Genomic DNA, 19,072 nt, shown 5'->3' with positions numbered 1-19,072 from the left:
GGTCAATTGCCTTCTTCCTGCAGGGTGACAAGACCGAGATTGCGGTATCCGGCCGCCGAAATACGCGCCATCACACGCATCACCGTGCCATAGTCCGCCGCGCGATCACCGCGCACATAGATACGCTCGTCATAGCCCGAGCGCGCAATCGCCTGCAGCTTCGGCACCACTTCTTCGATAGGAACCTCCGTCTCCTGCAGATAGATCTGGCCGTCATTGTTGACCGAAACCGTGATCGGCTGCGTCTCGGAGTTCAGAGCCTTGGCCTGCGTCTCGGGAAGATCGATCGGAACACCCACCGTTAACAGCGGCGCCGCCACCATGAAGATGATCAGCAGCACCAGCATCACGTCCACGAAGGGCGTCACGTTGATTTCGGAGATAAGCCCCGAGCGCGAGCCGCGACGACCGCGACGACGCCCGTTCCTTCCCCCCGCAGAACCGACTGACATACCCATTGTGTGCTCCTAGGCCGCCTTCGCGACTTTCTCGTCGATCTGCCGCGACAGGATGGTCGAAAACTCGTCTGCAAAGCCCTCCATCCGGCCGGCAAGCTTGCCCGCGTCCGATGACAGCTTGTTGTATGCGATAACTGCGGGAATGGCGGCCAGAAGACCGATGGCCGTGGCCAGAAGAGCCTCAGCGATACCCGGCGCAACAACTGCCAGGTTGGTGGACTTGGAGCCCGCAATCGCCTGGAACGAGGTCATGATGCCGACCACCGTGCCGAACAGACCGATAAAAGGGGCCGCCGAACCGATGGAGGCAAGGAAGCCGAGTCGGCTCTCCAGCCGCTCCATCTCGCGCGTCAGTGCCAGGTCCATCGCCTTGTCGATGCGCGTCTGCAAGCCGATCGGCGAGCGCGCGCCTTTCTCGAAGCTCTTCTTCCATTCCCGCATGGCCGCCACGAAAATCGAACCCATGCCCGTGGTCTTGCGTTCGGAAAGTGCTCGATAAAGCTCTTCCAGAGACTGCCCGGACCAGAATGTCTTCTCAAAACGATTGAGCGCTGAACGCATGCGGGCATAGGCAATCAGCTTGTCGACGATGATCGCCCAGGTCCAAACCGATGCCACCAGCAGACCGATCATCACCAGCTTGACCACCCAGCCGGCCTGCCAGAACAACGCCCAGATCGACAACTCCCCACCAGGTGCGGCGAGCGTAACACTTTCCATGGATCAACATCCTCTTAAGATCAGGGCGGCGCACATCTCTGCTTTGGACCCGCCCCTGCTTGCGTGCCGTTGCCTTCGTTCAAACCGAGGCGTCCCCGCAAGATGTTTCAACGCCCCTTTATCCGGTAAATTTTGGTGAAAGGAAGGCGTACGGATTCGCTACGGATTTCATGATTTTCTTCATGAACCGTTATGGTTAATTAAGCGTTAGGAAAACACGGCAACGCTCCATCCGAGGAGAAGATGGAGCTGTTAAGTGTTCCTCGGCTTGAAAGCCGCAATCCATTCTTTTGGAAAGCGCCTCGGCCGGCCCGTGGCTCCTATGATCGCCGCTTCCACTTTCGCCTCCACCAGCACGTTCTCGCCCCGCAAGAGCCGTTGCGCCATCTGAATGCGCGCGCCGGATATCGCCTCTGTCCGTGTTTCCACCGTCACAATGTCGTCCACACGGGCAGGCTGGCGAAAATCGATCTCCATTCGACGCACCACCCAGGAAAGCACCTCGCCATGCTTGCCGTCAGCGAGTTCCGTGTGATGCACGCCCGCAAGCCGCAGGAAGTCCGAACGGCCCCGCTCTAGGAATTCCAGATAGCGCGCATGATAGACAACGCCGGTGAAATCCGTATCGGCGAAATAGACACGCGCAACGAGCCGATGGCCGAAATCGGTCAGTTCACCCGAAAGCCCGACCGTCAGGTCTTCGCCCCCACCGGTCGTCATTCGCCTTCCCCCTGCTGAAAAAGGCTGATCTGCGCTTCCGCGAGTTCCTTCGGCGGCTGGAGCCCCATGTGGCGCCACGCCCTTGCAGCAAGGACACGCCCGCGCGGTGTGCGCTGGATGAAACCCTGCTGGATCAGATAGGGCTCGATGATGTCCTCGATTGCGTCGCGTGGTTCCGACAGTGCAGCCGCTATCGTCTCGATGCCCACCGGGCCACCGCCAAAATTCTCCACGATCATGGTAAGGTAGCGCCGGTCGAGCTGATCGAGACCGAGCGCATCCACTTCCAGTCGCGAAAGCGCTTCGTCGGCAACTTTCCGCGTCACCTCGCTCGCACCCGCCACGGTGGCGAAATCCCGCACCCGGCGCAAAAGGCGTCCGGCAATGCGTGGCGTCCCCCGCGCCCTTCGCGCGATTTCCTCGGCACCGTCTGCCGCCAGCGGCAGACCAAGGATCCGAGAGCCGCGCGTCACGATCGACTGCAGTTCGTCAACCGTGTAGAAATCGAGCCGCACCGGAATGCCGAAACGGTCGCGCAGCGGTGTCGTCAAAAGGCCAAGGCGCGTTGTCGCCGCCACCAGCGTGAATTTTGCAAGGTCGATCTTCACTGAACGGGCCGCCGGCCCTTCACCGATGATCAGGTCGAGCTGAAAATCCTCCATCGCCGGATAGAGGATTTCCTCCACTGCCGGGTTCAGCCGGTGGATTTCATCGATGAAGAGCACATCGCGCTCTTCGAGATTGGTCAAAAGCGCGGCCAGATCGCCTGCCTTGGCAATCACAGGGCCGGAAGTGGAGCGGAAATTCACGCCCAGTTCGCGCGCCATGATCTGCGCCAGCGTGGTCTTGCCAAGGCCGGGCGGGCCAACAAACAGAACGTGGTCCAGTGCTTCTCCGCGACCGCGTGCTGCCTCAATGAACACTTTCAGATTGGCGCGCGCCGCTTTCTGCCCGACGAAGTCATCCAGCGACTGCGGACGCATCGTCGAGTCCAGATCCTCACCGCGCTTGTCGGCTGCAATCAGCCTCTCGCCATCCGTCATTCGCAGGTTTCCATTTCACAACCACCAGAGGCCCGAAGGGCAAACATCGCCCTGACTAACGCGCCAGTTCCTTCAGGCCAAGCCTGATAAGCGTGCCGGCATCCGCGTCCTCACCCGCCGCCTTCATCGCGGCGGCAACCGCGTTCGCCGCGACATCGCGCGAATAGCCGAGATTGGAGAGCGCCGATACCGCATCGGACACCGGTGCCGGTGCAGCGCCCTCACCCAGCTCCTGCTTCAGCCCGATCGTGCCGGTCGCCTCTCCGGCATAGGCGGGCGCCTTGCTCTTCAATTCGGTCACGATACGCTCTGCAACCTTTTTGCCCACGCCCGGCGCGCGTGCCACGGTGGCTGCATCCTTCAGCGCGATCGCATTGGCCAGTTCCGAAGCCGAAAGTGTCGAAAGCACCGAAAGCGCCACCTTGGCACCAACACCCTGCACATTGTTCTGCAAGAGGCGGAACCATTCGCGTTCCAGTGCGGTGCGGAACCCGTAGAGCCGGATCATGTCTTCGCGCACATAGGTCTCGATGAACAGCGTTACCGCCGTCCCCTCGCCATCGAGCGCCGCCAGCGTGCGTGCCGGACAATAGGCGACATAACCGACGCCCCCCACATCGATGATGCAGTGATCTTCGGCAATCTCGTCGATGATGCCCTTCAGTTTACCGATCATTTGAGTGCTTCCATGGCCAGTCGGGAGGTGGCGGATTGCCGGTGATGGGCGTGACAAATGGCGATGGCAATGGCATCCGCCGCATCATCCGTGTCGAAGCGCGCCTTCGGCATCAGCACCTTTACCATCATGTGGATCTGTTTCTTGTCGCCGTGGCCGACTCCGATCACGGTCTTTTTTACCGCGTTTGGGGCATATTCGGCCACCGGCAGACCGGCTCGCGCCGGCACCAGCATGGCAATGCCCCGCGCCTGCCCGAGCTTCAGCGTTGCGGAAGCATCCTTGTTTACGAACGTCGCTTCCACCGCCGCTTCATCCGGGCGGTGGTCATGCAGAATGGCGTCCAGCCCGTCATGCAACTGACAGAGCCTCGAGGCGAGGTCGGCCTTGCCATCGGACGTCACGGTCCCGGCCCCCACAAAGCGCAGGGAATTGCCCTGTGCATCGATGATGGCCCAGCCCGTGCGCCGAAGCCCGGGGTCGATGCCAAGAATGCGAATCGGTGTGTTCATGGCACTAACATAGCCGTGGGCAGGCCCATTGCCACGCGCAAGCAACACGCGTGATGAAACCCGCATTTCAGAATACCAAAACGGAGCGGAACACTGCCCGAGTTCGACCTGAGCCTCGCCCTGTTGACAGCCACCGTTCTGGTGGCCGGGGTCGTGCGCGGACTGTCAGGCTTTGGAACCGGCCTGATCGTCGCTCCGATCGCCGGCGCGCTCTACGATCCCGTAACGGCAGTGGTGCTGCTGGTCATCATCGATTCGCTGCCAACACTGCCCGTCGCACTTCCGGTTGTGAAGCTTGCCCGCTGGCGAGAGGTGCTGCCCGTGCTCGCCGGGCTGGCACTGTTCGTCCCTCTCGGCGTCTATATTCTCAAGAACGGCGACGAGACCACGCTGCGTTGGGTCATCAGCATTGTCATTCTTGCGTGCGCCCTCACCCTGCGCAGTGGCTGGCGCTACCACGGGCCGCGCGGGTTTCCCGTTTCATTCGGTGTCGGCGGAATTGCCGGAACCCTGTCGGGCATCGCTGCCATACCCGGTCCACCGGTCATCATCTACTGGATGGCATCCAGTCTGCCGGTTGCCGTCGTGCGCGCCAACCTGATGACACTCTTTCTCATTTCAGAAGTGTTTTCGGCCGGCAATCTGTGGCTCGCAGGCCTGTTCGATCAGACACGCGTCACTCTCGGGATCCTGATGATCCCGCCCTATGTGGCAAGTCTGGCCGTTGGCACAAAGCTCTACGGAATCGCCAGCGAAACGGCCTACCGCCGCCTCGCCTTCATGCTCATCGTGGCTTCCGCACTGGTTGCACTGCCACTGACCGAGCTGGCGTTTCGTTGGCTGGTCAGCGGTGCCCAAACGCCGTTTTGAGCAGGGTGATCTGTTCGAAAACGGGATTGCCGGTCAGCGGCTCTGCGTCTTCGTTCCGCACTGTCGTTCCGCCATAGATCTCTTCGTCCATCCGGCGAACCAGGTCCTGAAGACGCATGGAGCGTATGACGAGGCTCTGGAACTTTTCAGGGAGATCCGCCCAGCCCGTTGCCTGCTCCTGCGGGGAGTGTGTGTCGAGGCGCACCTTGGATTTCTCCGCCGCCACCTGATCACGGGTCATTTCGCCGGAATTGGCGGCCCGCTGCAAAAGAAGCCAGGAGGCGAGCTGCATGAGACGTGTCGTCAGACGCATGGACTCGGCGGCATAAAGCGCGGCACCGGCCCGGGACAGATGTTTCGCCTCGGCGCGTCCATCCCCGTCCAGATACTCCGCCGCCTCTTCCACCAGGCTCATTCCCTGATTGTAGAGAGGCTTGAAGGAATCCGAGAACACGCGATGCTCGGCCAGCTTGATCGTGGTCGCGCGACCGTTCCCGTTTTCAATCATTGTGCCTACGCCCCACCAGATACGATAATTCCGGCCACCGCCGGTTGATGCGTTCAATCACAAGTGCGCCTGAGTCTCAATGCCGGCACTCCGCTCAAAGATGGGCTTGTGCACAGCTGTTGGCAAGTTCTTCCTTAACAGAGGGTTAATGGTCAAATTGGTCAAAAAAAAGAGCCGCAAAGGCGGCTCTCAGGAGTTTAAACAGGGAGGCGTCAAACAGAATGGCTCCAGCCACTCAGTAAGAATCCAGAAATCTGGATACCCACAGTAAACGCATGTAAAGCTTAATGGAGGGTTAACGACCCTGCGCGCCCTTGAATAGAATACTGTTCAACTGCCCCCTTCACGACATGTCCCTCGCCTGCTCCCGCAGCCGGAATTTCTGGATTTTTCCGGTAGATGTCTTGGGAATTTCCGCAAAAACAACGGTTTTTGGACATTTGAAACGCGCCAGCAGTGAACGGCAATGCGCGATGATCTCGTCTGCGCTCACCGTACTTCCCGGTTTCAGCTCCACGAAGGCGACGGGCGTCTCGCCCCATTTTTCGTCCGCCTTCGCCACCACCCCGCAGGCAGCGACAGCGGGGTGCTTGTAAAGCGCGTCCTCCACCTCGATGGAAGAAATGTTCTCGCCACCGGAGATGATGATGTCCTTGGACCGGTCCTTGAGCTGAATATAGCCGTCGGGATGCATCACTCCCAGATCGCCTGAGTGGAACCACCCGCCGGCAAAAGCCTCATCCGTCGCCTGCTTGTTTTTCAGATACCCCTTCATGACGATATTGCCGCGAAACATCACCTCACCGATGGTCTCACCATCATGTGGCGTTTCGGTCATCGTCTCGGGATCCATCACGGCAAGCCCCTCAAGCGCCGCATAGCGCACGCCCTGCCGCGCCTTGCGTGCGGCCTGCGCCGCACCGTCGAGCGCATCCCACGCGCCTTTCCACTCGTTCACCACCGCGGGCCCATAGGTTTCCGTCAGCCCGTAGAGATGGGTCACCGCAAACCCCGCTTCAGCCATGGCCGAAAGCACGGTCTCGGGTGGCGGCGCCGCCGCGGTATTGAACGTCACCGTGTGTGAAAAATCCCGCTTCTCGGTTTCAGGCGCGTTGAGCAGCGCCGACATCACCACCGGCGCCCCGCACAGATGGGTGACGCGATGATCGGCAATCGCATCATACATCGGCCTTGCCCGCACCCAGCGCAGGCACACATGGGTGCTGGCCGTCAGCGCAAGTGTCCAGGGAAAGCACCAGCCATTGCAGTGAAACATCGGCAGGGTCCACAGATAGACCGAACCGCGCGCCAGCGCCGCATGCACCGTGTTTGCATAAGCCATCAGCGCCGCCCCGCGATGATGATAGACCACCCCCTTGGGATTGCCTGTCGTGCCCGACGTGTAATTCAGCGCGATCGCATCCCATTCGTCATCCGGCATGGACCAGGCAAAGCCGGCATCCCCCGAAGCGACGAAAGCCTCGTAATCCTCACTGCCGATCCGCGCGCCCTTGGGATAAGGCGCATCGTCCGGATACTCCGGATCGTCATAGTCGATCACCAGCGGCTTGACCGTCGCCAGCGCCAGCGCCTCCTTCATCACGCCGGAAAACTCGCGATCGACAATGACCACCTTCGTTTCCGCATGGTCAAGCTGAAAGGCGATTACCGCCGCATCCAGCCGCGTGTTCAGCGAATGCAACACCGCCTTCGTCATGGGCACCGCATGGTGCGCCTCTAGCATGGGCGGCGTGTTGGAGAGCATGACAGAAACCGTATCGCCCTTGCCGATGCCGTTGCCGGCCAATGCGGAGGCGAGCCGGAGCGAACGCTCCCAGAACTCTGCATAGGTCACCCTTTGTCTGCCATGGATGATCGCCACATCATCGGGAAAGACTTTCGCCGCCCGCTCCAGAAACACGAGTGGTGTCAGAGGCTGATGGTTGGCAGGGTTCCTGTCGAGATCCCGTTCGAAAGCATTCGCAGTCACAAACTTCCTCCCCGTTTTTATCTATTAAACACAGGCTCTGCGTTCCGTCACCATCCCATGAGATCGGACACGCCGTCATACATCAGCTTCAGAGAGACGATCAGAACCATCACATACATGAAGGGGTAGAAGACGGCAGGTTTCATGCGCTTGACAATCCAGACCCCGGCAAGTGTCGCCAGCGGCGCAAGCGGGATCAGGATCAGCGAAGCCGTCAGATTGGAGCGGTCGAACTGCCCGAGCGCAAAATAGGGAACAAGCTTCACCGCATTGACGATGGCAAAAAACACCACGCTCGTACCGGTATAAATGCGCGGGTCGTGTCCCAGCGGCAGTGCATAGACCTGATAGGGCGGCCCGCCCGCATGGGCAACGAAGCTCGTGAAACCCGCAACCGCCCCCCAGAATGTGCCGCGCGGGCGGTTCTGCCTGGCAATGTGCTCCCGCCCCGCCACCTTCTCGAACACCCAACGGAGAAAGAAAGCGAACGTCACGAGACCGACGATCAGGCGCACATGCCCCTCCGTCACCACCGCCGCCGTGGCCCAGCCGATGGCGATGCCCACAAGAGCACCGGGAAGCATGATCGTCAGTGTCCTGCGATCCGTATGGCCCCGCCACGCCCACAGCGAGACGAGGTCCATCACGATCAGGATCGGCAGCAGTATGGCTGCCGCCTGCACGGGCGAAACCACCAGCGCGAGCATCGGCACACCGAGCAGCGCCATCGCGCCGCCAAAGCCGCCTTTCGAGAGCCCGACGAGGATCACCGCGGGAATGGCAGCAACATAAAAAACGGGATCGGAAAGAAGCGACGTCATCAACAATGCCTGAACCACCCGGGACACGGGCCATGAGACTCATATGCCCATTGGCCCGCCTTGGCGAGACTCCCGGCCAATGTTCCAATTTTCCTTGTCGTTCCCCCCACGGTTCGTCTATGCCCCATTCAAACCAAAATGCCGGGTCAGAAACGAGCCAGATCGGTTTCGTCGAGGAGATGTTCAATGACCAGTCGCTGCCGCCTCGTGCTGATCGCACCGCCGCCCGAAAAAGCTGCCAATGACGAGGCCCATCTGGAAGCCGCCCTGGCGGCCGGAGATGTCGCCTCCCTCATCATTCCCGACTACGGGCAGGATGAAGTCAGCTTTCAGGGCCCGCGCCGAGCGCCTCACCCCCATCGCACAATCCCGCAACGTGGCGGTGATGATCGCCGGTGCGCCGCGCATAGCCGCCCGAGTGAAGGCCGATGGCATTCATGTTGACGGCTCATTCGATGAGTTCGTCGAAGTCGTCGAGAAATATCGCGACACGATGATGATCGGTGCCGGAGGCGTGAAGACACGCGACGATGCCCTTCAAAGGGGAGAACTGGATCCCGACTATCTGTTTTTCGGGCGTTTCGGATACGACAACAAGCCCGAGCCCCACCCGCGCAACCTGGCCCTTGGCGGCTGGTGGTCGGAGATGGTGCAGATTCCCTGCATTGTCATGGGCGGAGAAAGCCTCGCTTCCGCAGAAAAAGTTGCAGCAGGCGGCGCCGATTTCGTGGCACTTGGCTCTGCCGTTTTCACCGACAGCGTCGATGCGGCGAAAGCCGTCATGGAAGCGAATGCCATTCTCGACAGGGCCGCGACCACGCTTGAGGGAGCCTGAGCATGCGCATCGGAGTTGTTCCTGTAGCGGTCGTAGCGGCAGCCCTGTACGGCATGACCGGAAGCGCGTTTGCCGCTGGCAATGCCGCACAGGACGAAACGTCATCCGAAGCACCGCTTGCCGATCGACTTCAGCCGCCTGGTGACCGGCCTCTTTCCGCCCCGACGATCGACCGCGTCGATCCGGACAGGTTCGGCAAGCTGCCCGATGCCGCCTATGGCGCGTTCCAGCGCGGATATTACATAACCGCGCACAATATCGCCCTGCCGCGTGCAAAGGCGGGTGACGCGGCAGCACAGACACTGGTCGCAGAGATTTATGCGCGTGGGCTCGGCATGCCGAAAAACCCGAAAAAGGCTGCCGAATGGTACGCAAAGGCGGCGCAGCAGGGTGTTCCCGAGGCACAGTTCCAGTATGCCCTGATGCTTCTCGACGGGGTGTTTGTCGAAAAGGATGCCGACCGCGCCTTCGATTTGATGCAGATTGCCGCCGACAATGGCAACCGGCTCGCCCAGTTCAACCTCGCGCAGATGATCCTCGACCGGCAATCCAGCTTCGAAAGCCAGAAGCGGGCGGTGAGTTACTATGAAAAAGCTGCAAATGCCGGGCTTGCAGATGCTCAATACGCGATGGCCCAGGTCTATGCGAACGGGTTTGGCGGAAGAGAGATCAACGACGGCGTTGCAAGAACCTGGCTCGCAAGATCGGCAAGACAGAACTTCGATACCGCGCAGCTCGATCTCGGCACATGGCTGATCGAGGGGCGGGGTGGTCCGCCCAACATGGAGGCGGGGTTCCGGTGGCTCAAACGCGCTGCCGAAGGCGGCAACATCGCGGCACAGAACCGCGTTGCCAAGCTCTACCGTGCCGGCATCGGCACCGAGCCGGATGTCATCGAAGGCGCGGCCTGGTATGTTTCGGCGCGCCGGGCTGGGCTGATCGACCCGGAAAACGAGGATTATCTGGCCGGCCTTACACCGGAAGAAATGAAGGAAGCGATCCAGCGCGCCAACCGCCTGCGCTGAGATTTTCCTGCGCCGCATTTGGGCCTGCGGCTTGCCTTGACCGGCATTTTATGGTCTTGGAAGCGCCGAATTGCGCGTGACTGCGCGCCCGAGACCCGCAGGACGATCACATGAAAATCAACGGCAACGAAATCCGCCCCGGCAACGTCATCGAGCACAATGGCGGCCTCTGGGTCGCAGTGAAGACCAACGCAGTGAAGCCCGGCAAGGGCGGTGCATACAACCAGGTCGAATTGAAAAACCTGATCGATGGCACCAAGCTCAACGAGCGCTTCCGTGCAGCCGAAACGGTCGAACGTGTCCGCCTCGAGCAGAAAGACTTCAGCTTCCTCTACGAGCAGGACGACGCGCTGGTGTTCATGGATTCCGAAACCTACGAACAGCTCGAACTGCAGAAAGACTTCGTCGGCGACCGCGCCGCATTCCTGCAGGATGGCATGACCGTGACGGTTGAACTCTATGAGGAAAAGCCCATCGGCGTTTCACTGCCCGATCAGGTCACGCTCACGATCGCCGAGGCCGATCCCGTGGTGAAGGGCCAGACGGCAGCGTCTTCCTACAAGCCCGCCGTGCTTGAGAATGGTGTGCGCGTCATGGTACCGCCCTTCATCGAGGCGGGTGAAAAGATCGTGGTCGACACCAACGAAATCACCTATCTGCGCCGCGGCGAATAATTCCGCCCGGCGCGCTTACCGAAACTTCAAGTCACAAAGGCTCTTCCCCCATGGCCCGTTCGGCGATCATCAATGTCATGGTTCAGGCTGCCATGAAGGCAGGCCGCTCGCTCGCGCGCGATTTCGGCGAGGTTCAGAACCTGCAGGTTTCGCTGAAAGGCCCCGGCGACTATGTGAGCCAGGCCGACCGCAAGGCCGAGGAGATCATCCACACGGAGCTGTCACGTGCGCGGCCCGGATATTCCTTCCTCATGGAGGAAAGCGGCACGGTCGAGGGCGATGATCCCCAGCACCGCTGGATCGTCGATCCGCTCGACGGCACGACCAACTTCCTGCATGGCATTCCCATCTTCTCGATCTCGATTGCGCTTGAGCGTCAGGGCCAGATCGTTGCCGGCGTTATCTACAATCCGGCCATGGATGAGCTTTACACTGCCGAGCGCGGTGGCGGCGCCTTCCTCAACGACCGCCGCCTGCGTGTCGCGGCGCGTGGCAGACTTTCCGACGCGGTCATCGGCACCGGCATCCCGCATTTGGGGCGTGGCCACCATGGCACCGCCCTTCTCGACCTGCGCAATGTCATGGGCGAGACCGCAGGCATCCGCCGTCTCGGTTCGGCTGCGCTGGATCTCGCCTATGTGGCTGCAGGGCGCATGGACGGTTTCTGGGAGGAATGGCTCTCTCCCTGGGATACGGCTGCCGGCATCATTCTTGTCCGCGAAGCGGGCGGCTTCGTCACCGACAAGAGCGGCGGCGACAAAATGTTCGACACCGGTCAGGTCGTCGCCGGCAACGAAGCGATTCATCGCGCTATGCTGAAGACCCTCGCCAAACCCGCATCTCAGAAGAGCTGACGCACGCGCAAGCATCTCTATCGCCCTCGCCCGGTCTCGGGGCGAGGCTGTTTGGCACGTCCAGTGCAATCTGGCATCATCGCCGCAGTCACCAATCCGGTCTCAGCAGGCAATCGTCGGGCAAAAGCTGATCCCGATATCACGTGACGCTGCGCGCGGCTTTCAATTTCGTCATAATTTCGATTAGAATCCCGCGCGATACAGGAATCATTGCAGGTTCCGGATCGCAATGGGTATGAGGAGCTGATGGCTTTGCTGAAATCGCGTGAGGACTCCGATCCATCCGTAGCGTTTGACTACGACCCGCAAACGCTGTCCAGCCCACAAGTCTTTCTCTACTCAATGCTGGTGTTTCTGGCGATTGCGGGTTTCGTGGCCGCCATTCTCTACCGACAGATCGCTTCTGCTTTCCAGACCAATCCGGGCCTCAACGGCCTTATTCTGGGTGTTCTCCTGATCGGCATTCTGCTCGCATTCATACAGGTCACACGCCTGTTTCGTGAGGTGCGGTGGGTCAATTCGTTCCGCGCCGGCACTGAAGCGTCCGACCCGGTTCTGCTGGCACCGATGAAAGCGCTCCTCAGCCGCGCGTCAACCATGGCGCTGTCGACGAGTTCCATGCGTTCGATCCTTGATTCGATTGCGACGCGCCTCGACGAAAGCCGCGACATATCACGCTATCTGATCGGTCTGCTTGTCTTTCTCGGCCTGCTCGGCACCTTCTGGGGCCTGCTCCAGACAATTGGCTCGATTGGCGACACCATCCAGTCGCTTGACCCAGCCTCCGGCAATGCCAACGACGTTCTCGACGCGTTGAAATCGGGGCTTTCAGCTCCGCTGGAGGGCATGGGAACCGCATTCTCGTCCTCGCTTTTCGGCCTTTCCGGTTCACTCATCCTTGGCTTTCTCGACCTTCAGGCAGGCCGGGCCCAGAATCGTTTCTATACAGAGCTCGAAAACTGGCTTTCCTCCGTAACCGATCTGAGTTCCGACCTTGCTGAAGGCCGCAACGGCACCTCGGAAGAGATGCAGAGGCTCGCCGACAAGCTGCGGGCCGCTCAGGAAGAAGGCTCGTCCAACCCGCGTCTCACCACTTCCATGGCCAATCTCGCAGAGGGCATTTCGGGCCTCGTGAAGAACATGCGTCAGGAACAGCAGATGATGCGTGACTGGGTGGAAGCCCAGGCCAACGAACAAAAGGCCATGCGCGCCACCCTTGAAAAACTGTCCGCAGCACTGAAAAAGCGGGACAGCTGACATGGCGCTGGCCCGCGCACGCCGCACCGACCGCCGGGTCGATTACTGGCCCGGCTTCGTGGATGCCATGGCGACGCTCCTGCTCGCCATCATGTTCCTGCTCTCGGTTTTCGTACTCGCACAGTATTTCCTCAGTCAGGAAATTACCGGCAAGGACGCCGTTCTTGACCGGCTGAATGCGCAGATCAACGAGCTGACGCAGCTTCTCGCTCTCGAGCAGGCCAACAGTCAGGATGCCGAAGACACCATCGCCAGTCTGCGCGCATCGCTTGAAGATATCCGCGCCGACCGCTCAAGACTGGAACAGCTTCTCGCAAGCGGCAGCGGGCAGAGCGAACAGGCTCAGGCCCGCATTGGCGAGCTGTCCGGCGCTCTCGACGAAGAGCGGCAGGTCAGCCAGCGCGCACTGTCACAGGTCGAGCTTTTGAACCAGCAGATTTCTGCACTGCGCAAGCAGATCGGCGCGCTGGAAGCGGCCCTTGAGGTTTCCGAAGCGCGTGACCGCGAATCCCGCACCAAAATCGCCGACCTCGGTCGCCGCCTCAACGTGGCGCTGGCGCAGCGCGTTCAGGAACTGAACCGCTACCGTTCCGATTTCTTCGGCCGCCTGCGCGAAATCCTCTCCGACCGCGAAAACATTCGCATCGTTGGTGACCGTTTCGTGTTCCAGTCGGAAGTCCTGTTCCCGTCCGGTGCGACGGAAATCAATCCGAATGGCCGCGAGGAAATGCGCAAGCTGGCAGATGCCATTCTCGAATTGCAGAAAGAGATTCCGCCAGAGATCAACTGGGTGCTGCGCGTCGACGGCCACACCGACGACGTGCCCCTTTCCGGTACTGGTCGCTTCCGCGACAACTGGGAGCTCTCGACAGCGCGTGCCACGGCTGTGGTCAAGTTTCTGATCGAAAACGGCGTGCCGGCCAACCGGCTCGTTGCCGCCGGTTTCGGGGAATACCAGCCGCTTGACCCTGGCAACAGCGCCGAGGCCCGGGCCCGCAATCGCCGCATCGAGTTGAAGCTTACCGAACGCTGACCTTTTCTACTGCCGGGCAACCCCTGCTCCCTTTTTACGCGTAAGAGGAATTCCATGTCCTTCCAGAAACTCGACGATCTTGGCCACAGGCTGGAAGCGCTCGGCCATGCGCTGGCGATCCTTGGTGCCGACGAGGCAACCCATATGGCGCCCGGCGGTGGCGAAGCGCGGGCCGAGGCCATGTCCACGCTGGCCGGCATGGCGCATCGGCAGGCCACGGCGCCCGAGATCGCCGACTGGATCGAAGCGGCAGAGCAGGAAGATCTGAACGCCGAACAGAAAACGGCGGTCGCGGAATTCCGCCGCCACTACATCAACCTCACCTGCCTGCCCTCCGATTTCGTCGAACGCCAGACCCGCACCCGCATGCGCTGCGAGCAGCTTTGGCGCGAGGCCCGCCCGAAGGGCGACTGGGCCGGTTTCCTGCCGGCGCTCGAAGGCGTGATCGCGATGGCGAGGGAGGAGGCAGAGCGCCGCTCCGACGTACTCGGCCTTGCCCCTTATGACGCGCTGATGGAGCAGTTCGACCCGGGCAACAGAACGGCGGAAATCGCTCCCGTTTTCGAGAGTTTGAAGGCGTTTCTGGTCGATTTCGTCCCAAACGCGCTGGAAATCCAGAAAAAGAAACGGGCGAAGAATCCGCTGCGCCCACTGTCTGGAAATTACCCTGTCGAGCGGCAGCGCGAGCTCGGTCTCGCGATGATGGCGGCGGTCGGATTCGATCTCACACGCGGCAGCCTCTCCGTTTCGCACCACCCGTTCTGTGGCGGCGTTCCGACCGATGTGCGCATCACAACACGCTATCGGACCGACGAGTTTCTCTCTTCGCTGATGGGCATACTGCACGAAACCGGCCACGCGCTCTATGAGCAGAACCTGCCGCCCGAATGGGCGCATTGGCCGGTTGGCAAGGCGCGCGGCATGGCCATGCATGAAAGCCAGAGCCTGTTTGTCGAAAAGCAGATCGGCAGAAACCCGGCCTTCTGGGAATGGGCGCTGCCCGTCGTGGAAAAGCATCTCGGCGAGAAATGGTCGATGGACGAAATTCTCGGCCATGTGCACCATGTCGAGCGCGGGCTGATCCGCGTCGATGCGGACGAGGTTACCTATCCGCTGCATGTCATCCTGCGCTTCGAGCTCGAGCAGGAACTGATTTCCGGCAAACTCGAAGCCCGCGACCTGCCGGAAGCCTGGGACGCGAAGATGCACGCCTATCTCGGCCTGTCCACCATCGACACGCCGCAGGATGGACCGATGCAGGACGTGCACTGGCCCTCAGCAGCCTTCGGCTATTTCCCCTCCTACACGCTTGGTGCGATGATCGCTGCCCAGCAATGGGCGGCGATCGAGAAGGAGATCCCCGATGTGAACGAGCAGTTTGCCAGAGGACAGTTCGAAGCCGTGAATGCATGGCGGCACGAGAAGGTCTGGTCGCAGGCTTCGCGGCTCTCAACACCGGACCTGATCGAACAGGCGACCGGCGAACCGCTCAACGCAGCGCATTTCACAAGTCATCTGGAGAAACGCTACGGCAAATAGGCTGCGCTGACCGGCCAGGCAGGCTTGTCAGAACACCGGTATCGGCACACTCTCGCCTGCATGGAAGACACCGATTCCCGATCCACTGTGGAGACAGTGGCCGACGCACTGACCGAAGCCGTTCGCACCGGACGGCTTGTTCCCGGTCAGAGGTTGACGGAAAGCGAATTTACCAACCGGCTCGGCGTGTCCCGCTCGTCGGTGCGTGAAGCCTTCCGCCGTCTGACAGCCGATGGTCTCCTCACGGCGGAGCCGCACCGCGGCGTGATGGTTCGCCAGCTATCACGCGTGGAGGTGGATAATCTTTTCCAGGTACGCGGGGCTCTGGAAGCGCTCGCGGTCACGCTCGCCTTGCCGAAGCTGCATCTCGCTCCGTCCACCCTTGTTAGATTGCAAAGCGATCTGGACGCCGCCGTTGATGAGGGCGACATGAAAAGGTTCTCGCAGCTCAATGGCCAGTTTCACCGGCTCTTTCGCGAGACTGCGGAAAACCCCCTCCTCAGCGACACGCTCACGCGACTGTCCAACTCGCTCTACTGGCTGCAGTTTCGTGTTCTTGTGGACAGCAGCCACGTGTTCGAGACCAACCGGCAGCACCGGGAAGTGACAGAATGCGTTGTTTCCAACGACGAGAACGGAGCGCGGGCCGCGATGCTCCGGCATGTCGAGAACGCTAGAAAACTTATTCAATCGCTGCCGGACGACCACTTCGCGCGCCCTCGATCGTACATAGACAAGAACCCCACAACGGATTGAACGACGTCGCGGCTTGACGTCGATCTGCATTTGCATGATTGTCTGACAATATTATCGGACAAAATGGGAGAAATGTCCGCATGAGCACCAAAGCCACGCAGGAATACCGCCCTGTTCCGCTTCCCGATTACAGGGAGTATCCGGTGGAGGAGATGCGGGCGCGGGCGCGAGCCTTCTATGATGAGATCCGCACCCGGCACACGGTGCGCGACTTTTCAAGCCGCCCCGTTCCGCGCGACATTATCGAGACCTGCATCAGGGCAGCGGGAACCGCTCCCAATGGCGCAAACCACCAGCCCTGGCACTTCGCGGTCATCGGCAATCCTGCCGTGAAAAAGCAGATCCGCGAGGCGGCTGAAGTCGAAGAGAAAGCGTTTTACGAAGGGCGTGCCGGCGAAGAATGGCTACAGGCGCTGGGACCTTTGGGCACCGATGCGAGCAAGCCGTTTCTGGAGGAGGCACCGTGGCTGATCTGCGTGTTCGGTGAACGACGCAGCCGCTCTGCCGACGGCGTGAAACGCAAGAACTACTATGTGCCGGAATCGGTGAGCATCGCCACGGGTTTTCTGATCGCAGCCCTGCACCGGGCGGGGCTTGCCACGCTGACACACACACCCAACCCGATGAGCTTCCTCAACGAACTGTGCGGCCGGGACCCGCACGACAAACCTTATATTTTGATGGTCGTTGGATATCCCAAAGAGGACGCCACCATCCCCCAGCATGCGATGGAGAAAAAGCCTCTGGAGGAAATCGCCACATTTATTTAAGGAACGGCTTCGCCCAAGCTCACTCGGCCGCATTCCCCATGGGCTCGAACTGCAGGCTTGCGAGTTTGGCATAGACACCGCCTGCTGCAACAAGCTCGCTGTGGGTACCTTCTTCCACGATGCGTCCCTCGTCCAGCACGAGAATGCGGTCGGCTTTCAGCACCGTCGACAGCCGGTGCGCTATGACGAGCGTGGTGCGTCCCTTCATCAGATGCTCCAGCGCCTGCTGCACCAGTGTCTCGCTTTGGGAATCCAGTGCAGAAGTCGCCTCGTCCAGAAGCAGGATCGGCGCATCGCGCAGGATGGCGCGGGCAATGGCCATGCGCTGGCGCTGACCGCCGGATAGCGTAACGCCACGCTCGCCCACCGGCGTTTCGTAGCCTTCTGCCAGATCGTTGATGAAATCATGCGCGAGCGCAGCGCGGGCTGCAGCCTCGATTTCCGCACGGGTTGCATCGGGGCGGCCGAAGGCGATGTTTTCCGCAGCGCTGGCAGCAAAAATGGTGACATCCTGCGGCACGATGGCCATGCGCGCCCGCAGAGCCAGCGGATCGGCCTGCCGGGCGTCGACGCCATCGACACGCACAGTCCCCGTGTCCGGATCATAATAGCGCAAAAGCAGCGAGAAGATCGTGGTCTTGCCCGCACCGGACGGACCGACAATCGCGACCGTTTCACCCGGCTTGACATTGAAGCTCAACCCATGGAGAGCCGATCGGCCAGGCCGCGTGGGATAGGCAAAAGAGACATTCTCGAACGCCACATCACCACGTGCCGGCTGCGGCAGCACCGCTGGATTGGCAGGTGCGGTGATGACCGGCTTTTCGGCGAGCAGCTCACTCATGCGCTCGGCAGCGCCTGCGGCCTGCGACAGCTCGCCCCAGACTTCCGAAAGTGCGCCAAGAGCGCCAGCCGCCAGAACCGAGTAGAGCAGGAACTGGCCAAGCGTTCCCGGCGTCATGACGCCCGAGAGAACGTCACGCGAACCGAACCACAGCACTGCCACGACCGAGCTGAAGGTCATGAAGATGGCGAAGAATGTGAGAAAGGAACGCGCGAAAATGGATGAGCGCGCGGCAGCAAACGCCGTCTCGATCGCTTCGGAAAATTTTTCCCGCGCCATTGCCTCACCGGTGAAAGCCTGAAGCGTCCTCATCGCGCCGATCTGCTCACCCGCATAGGCCGTGGCGTCGGCCAGCGTGTCCTGCGCAAACCGTGACCGGCGCCGAACGGAGCGACCAAAGGCCACCAGCGGCAACACGATGACGGGGATTGCCGCCACCACAAGGAGCGAAAGCCGGGGGCTGGTGACCACCATCATTCCGACGGCACCCAGCCCCATGATGACATTGCGCAATGCCTGGGAGATCGTGGCACCCACGGCAGACTTGACCTGCGTCGCGTCGGCAGAAATGCGTGACACGATTTCGCCCGACTGGACCGTATCGAAAAAGCCGGGGGACAGGCGCGTGACGTGATCGAACACGTCGCGCCGCAGATCGCTGACGACACGCTCTCCAAGCGTGATGACGAAGAAATACCGACCGGCAGAGGCAACGGCCAGAACCGCGGCAACGATGATCAGCATCGAGAAATAGTTGGCGATGAAAATCGAATCGGATTCGGAAAATCCGTGATCGATCATACGTCGTACGGCCAGCGGAAGCGTAAGCGTGGCAATGGCCGCAATCACAAGGAAAAACGCGGCTCCGGCTGCAAGCCCACGATAATGCCCGACATAGGGTAAAAGCCGGCGGAGTGGTTTCAGCGACCGCCGTTTCGCCGCCTGTTGCCTCTCTTCGGACGCCAATTGCGCACGCGCCATACCCTGTCCCTTTTCCGCATCATGCCCGGAAGCGGCAATTTGTACGCCGCTCAACTCTTGTCTTGTCGCCGGACCTGATGTATAGGCTCGCCAACCAATTCCGAAGCCGTAGCCTTCCTTGGCCGCGGCTTCAAGTTTTCAGGATGGGTGCAATTGCCGCAAGTCGGTTTCAATTGTTACCCCAAC

Annotated in this window: 19 protein-coding genes and 1 pseudogene; 10 read left to right on the top strand and 10 right to left on the bottom strand. The window is 60.8% G+C overall.

The genetic code is table 11. The annotated features are described in order from the left end of the window. Positions 1–2 precede the first annotated feature (2 nt). The 6 genes from tolR to ruvC all read right to left on the bottom strand — a co-directional run bounded on the left by tolR (position 3) and on the right by ruvC (position 4,129). A complete protein-coding gene (tolR, locus tag AB2N04_RS05435) occupies positions 3–458 on the bottom strand; it encodes a protein TolR (RefSeq protein WP_367717558.1) in 456 nt (151 codons plus the stop codon). Positions 459–467: 9 nt separating this feature from the next. Next, positions 468–1,178 carry a protein TolQ gene (gene tolQ, locus AB2N04_RS05430; protein ID WP_367717557.1) on the bottom strand — a complete coding sequence of 237 codons (711 nt, stop codon included), beginning with the start codon at positions 1,176–1,178 and terminating at the stop codon, positions 468–470. A 252-nt stretch (positions 1,179–1,430) separates the two neighbouring features. Then, positions 1,431–1,898, bottom strand: a complete 468-nt coding sequence (gene ybgC / locus AB2N04_RS05425; RefSeq protein WP_367717555.1) for a tol-pal system-associated acyl-CoA thioesterase — start codon at positions 1,896–1,898, stop codon at positions 1,431–1,433. Then, a complete protein-coding gene (gene ruvB / locus AB2N04_RS05420; RefSeq protein WP_367717553.1) occupies positions 1,895–2,941 on the bottom strand; it encodes a Holliday junction branch migration DNA helicase RuvB in 1,047 nt (348 codons plus the stop codon). Before ruvB ends, ybgC begins: the two co-directional genes overlap by 4 nt. Before the next feature lie 55 nt (positions 2,942–2,996). Continuing rightward, positions 2,997–3,617 carry a Holliday junction branch migration protein RuvA gene (gene ruvA / locus AB2N04_RS05415; protein ID WP_367717552.1) on the bottom strand — a complete coding sequence of 207 codons (621 nt, stop codon included), beginning with the start codon at positions 3,615–3,617 and terminating at the stop codon, positions 2,997–2,999. Further along, on the bottom strand, positions 3,614–4,129 hold the full coding sequence (ruvC, locus tag AB2N04_RS05410; RefSeq protein WP_007007075.1) for a crossover junction endodeoxyribonuclease RuvC: 516 nt from the start codon (positions 4,127–4,129) through the stop codon (positions 3,614–3,616). Before ruvC ends, ruvA begins: the two co-directional genes overlap by 4 nt. Before the next feature lie 123 nt (positions 4,130–4,252). Between ruvC and AB2N04_RS05405 the strand changes: the two genes are divergently transcribed. Then, complete coding sequence (locus tag AB2N04_RS05405) at positions 4,253–4,999, top strand: sulfite exporter TauE/SafE family protein (RefSeq protein WP_367717549.1); 747 nt, start codon at positions 4,253–4,255, stop codon at positions 4,997–4,999. Here the strand turns inward: AB2N04_RS05405 and AB2N04_RS05400 are convergent. The 3 genes from AB2N04_RS05400 to AB2N04_RS05390 form a co-directional block, all read right to left on the bottom strand. Then, entirely contained in the window at positions 4,974–5,507 is a 534-nt protein-coding gene (locus AB2N04_RS05400; protein WP_367717548.1) for a DUF1465 family protein, read from the bottom strand. The two genes, AB2N04_RS05405 and AB2N04_RS05400, sit on opposite strands and share 26 nt — an antisense overlap. Before the next feature lie 343 nt (positions 5,508–5,850). Further along, complete coding sequence (locus tag AB2N04_RS05395) at positions 5,851–7,497, bottom strand: acyl-CoA synthetase (RefSeq protein WP_367717547.1); 1,647 nt, start codon at positions 7,495–7,497, stop codon at positions 5,851–5,853. A gap of 47 nt (positions 7,498–7,544) precedes the next feature. After that, positions 7,545–8,318, bottom strand: coding sequence for a sulfite exporter TauE/SafE family protein (locus tag AB2N04_RS05390; RefSeq protein ID WP_367717546.1), 774 nt, complete (start codon positions 8,316–8,318; stop codon positions 7,545–7,547). A gap of 186 nt (positions 8,319–8,504) precedes the next feature. Here AB2N04_RS05390 and AB2N04_RS05385 point away from each other — a divergent pair. The 9 genes and pseudogenes from AB2N04_RS05385 (at position 8,505) to AB2N04_RS05345 (ending at position 17,061) form a co-directional block, all read left to right on the top strand. Beyond that, positions 8,505–9,153: pseudogene (locus AB2N04_RS05385) on the top strand (thiamine phosphate synthase). A 2-nt stretch (positions 9,154–9,155) separates the two neighbouring features. Continuing rightward, positions 9,156–10,178, top strand: a complete 1,023-nt coding sequence (locus AB2N04_RS05380) for a tetratricopeptide repeat protein (RefSeq protein ID WP_367717545.1) — start codon at positions 9,156–9,158, stop codon at positions 10,176–10,178. 110 nt (positions 10,179–10,288) lie between these two features. Next, positions 10,289–10,852: an elongation factor P gene (gene efp, locus AB2N04_RS05375; protein WP_367717544.1), complete on the top strand. Its 564-nt coding sequence runs from the start codon at positions 10,289–10,291 to the stop codon at positions 10,850–10,852. 50 nt (positions 10,853–10,902) lie between these two features. After that, on the top strand, positions 10,903–11,706 hold the full coding sequence (locus tag AB2N04_RS05370; protein ID WP_367717543.1) for an inositol monophosphatase: 804 nt from the start codon (positions 10,903–10,905) through the stop codon (positions 11,704–11,706). A gap of 246 nt (positions 11,707–11,952) precedes the next feature. After that, a complete protein-coding gene (locus AB2N04_RS05365) occupies positions 11,953–12,963 on the top strand; it encodes a MotA/TolQ/ExbB proton channel family protein (protein ID WP_367717541.1) in 1,011 nt (336 codons plus the stop codon). A gap of 1 nt (position 12,964) precedes the next feature. Then, positions 12,965–13,996 (top strand): peptidoglycan -binding protein, encoded by a 1,032-nt coding sequence (locus AB2N04_RS05360; RefSeq protein ID WP_367717540.1) that lies wholly within the window; start codon positions 12,965–12,967, stop codon positions 13,994–13,996. A 54-nt stretch (positions 13,997–14,050) separates the two neighbouring features. Continuing rightward, positions 14,051–15,535 (top strand): carboxypeptidase M32, encoded by a 1,485-nt coding sequence (locus tag AB2N04_RS05355; protein ID WP_367717538.1) that lies wholly within the window; start codon positions 14,051–14,053, stop codon positions 15,533–15,535. A 60-nt stretch (positions 15,536–15,595) separates the two neighbouring features. After that, positions 15,596–16,291 carry a GntR family transcriptional regulator gene (locus AB2N04_RS05350; protein ID WP_367717536.1) on the top strand — a complete coding sequence of 232 codons (696 nt, stop codon included), beginning with the start codon at positions 15,596–15,598 and terminating at the stop codon, positions 16,289–16,291. 80 nt (positions 16,292–16,371) lie between these two features. Continuing rightward, positions 16,372–17,061: a nitroreductase family protein gene (locus AB2N04_RS05345; protein WP_367717534.1), complete on the top strand. Its 690-nt coding sequence runs from the start codon at positions 16,372–16,374 to the stop codon at positions 17,059–17,061. 19 nt (positions 17,062–17,080) lie between these two features. On the opposite strand, the gene AB2N04_RS05340 is transcribed toward AB2N04_RS05345, so the two are convergent. Continuing rightward, positions 17,081–18,886 (bottom strand): ABC transporter transmembrane domain-containing protein, encoded by a 1,806-nt coding sequence (locus tag AB2N04_RS05340; RefSeq protein ID WP_367718746.1) that lies wholly within the window; start codon positions 18,884–18,886, stop codon positions 17,081–17,083. Positions 18,887–19,072: the final 186 nt, after the last annotated feature.

Source organism: Nitratireductor sp. GISD-1A_MAKvit, assembly GCF_040819555.1.
In the GTDB taxonomy this organism is placed as follows: Bacteria; Pseudomonadota; Alphaproteobacteria; order Rhizobiales; family Rhizobiaceae; genus Nitratireductor.
Note: the sequence above shows the minus strand (reverse complement) of the source record. Positions and strands in the feature narration are given on the sequence as shown.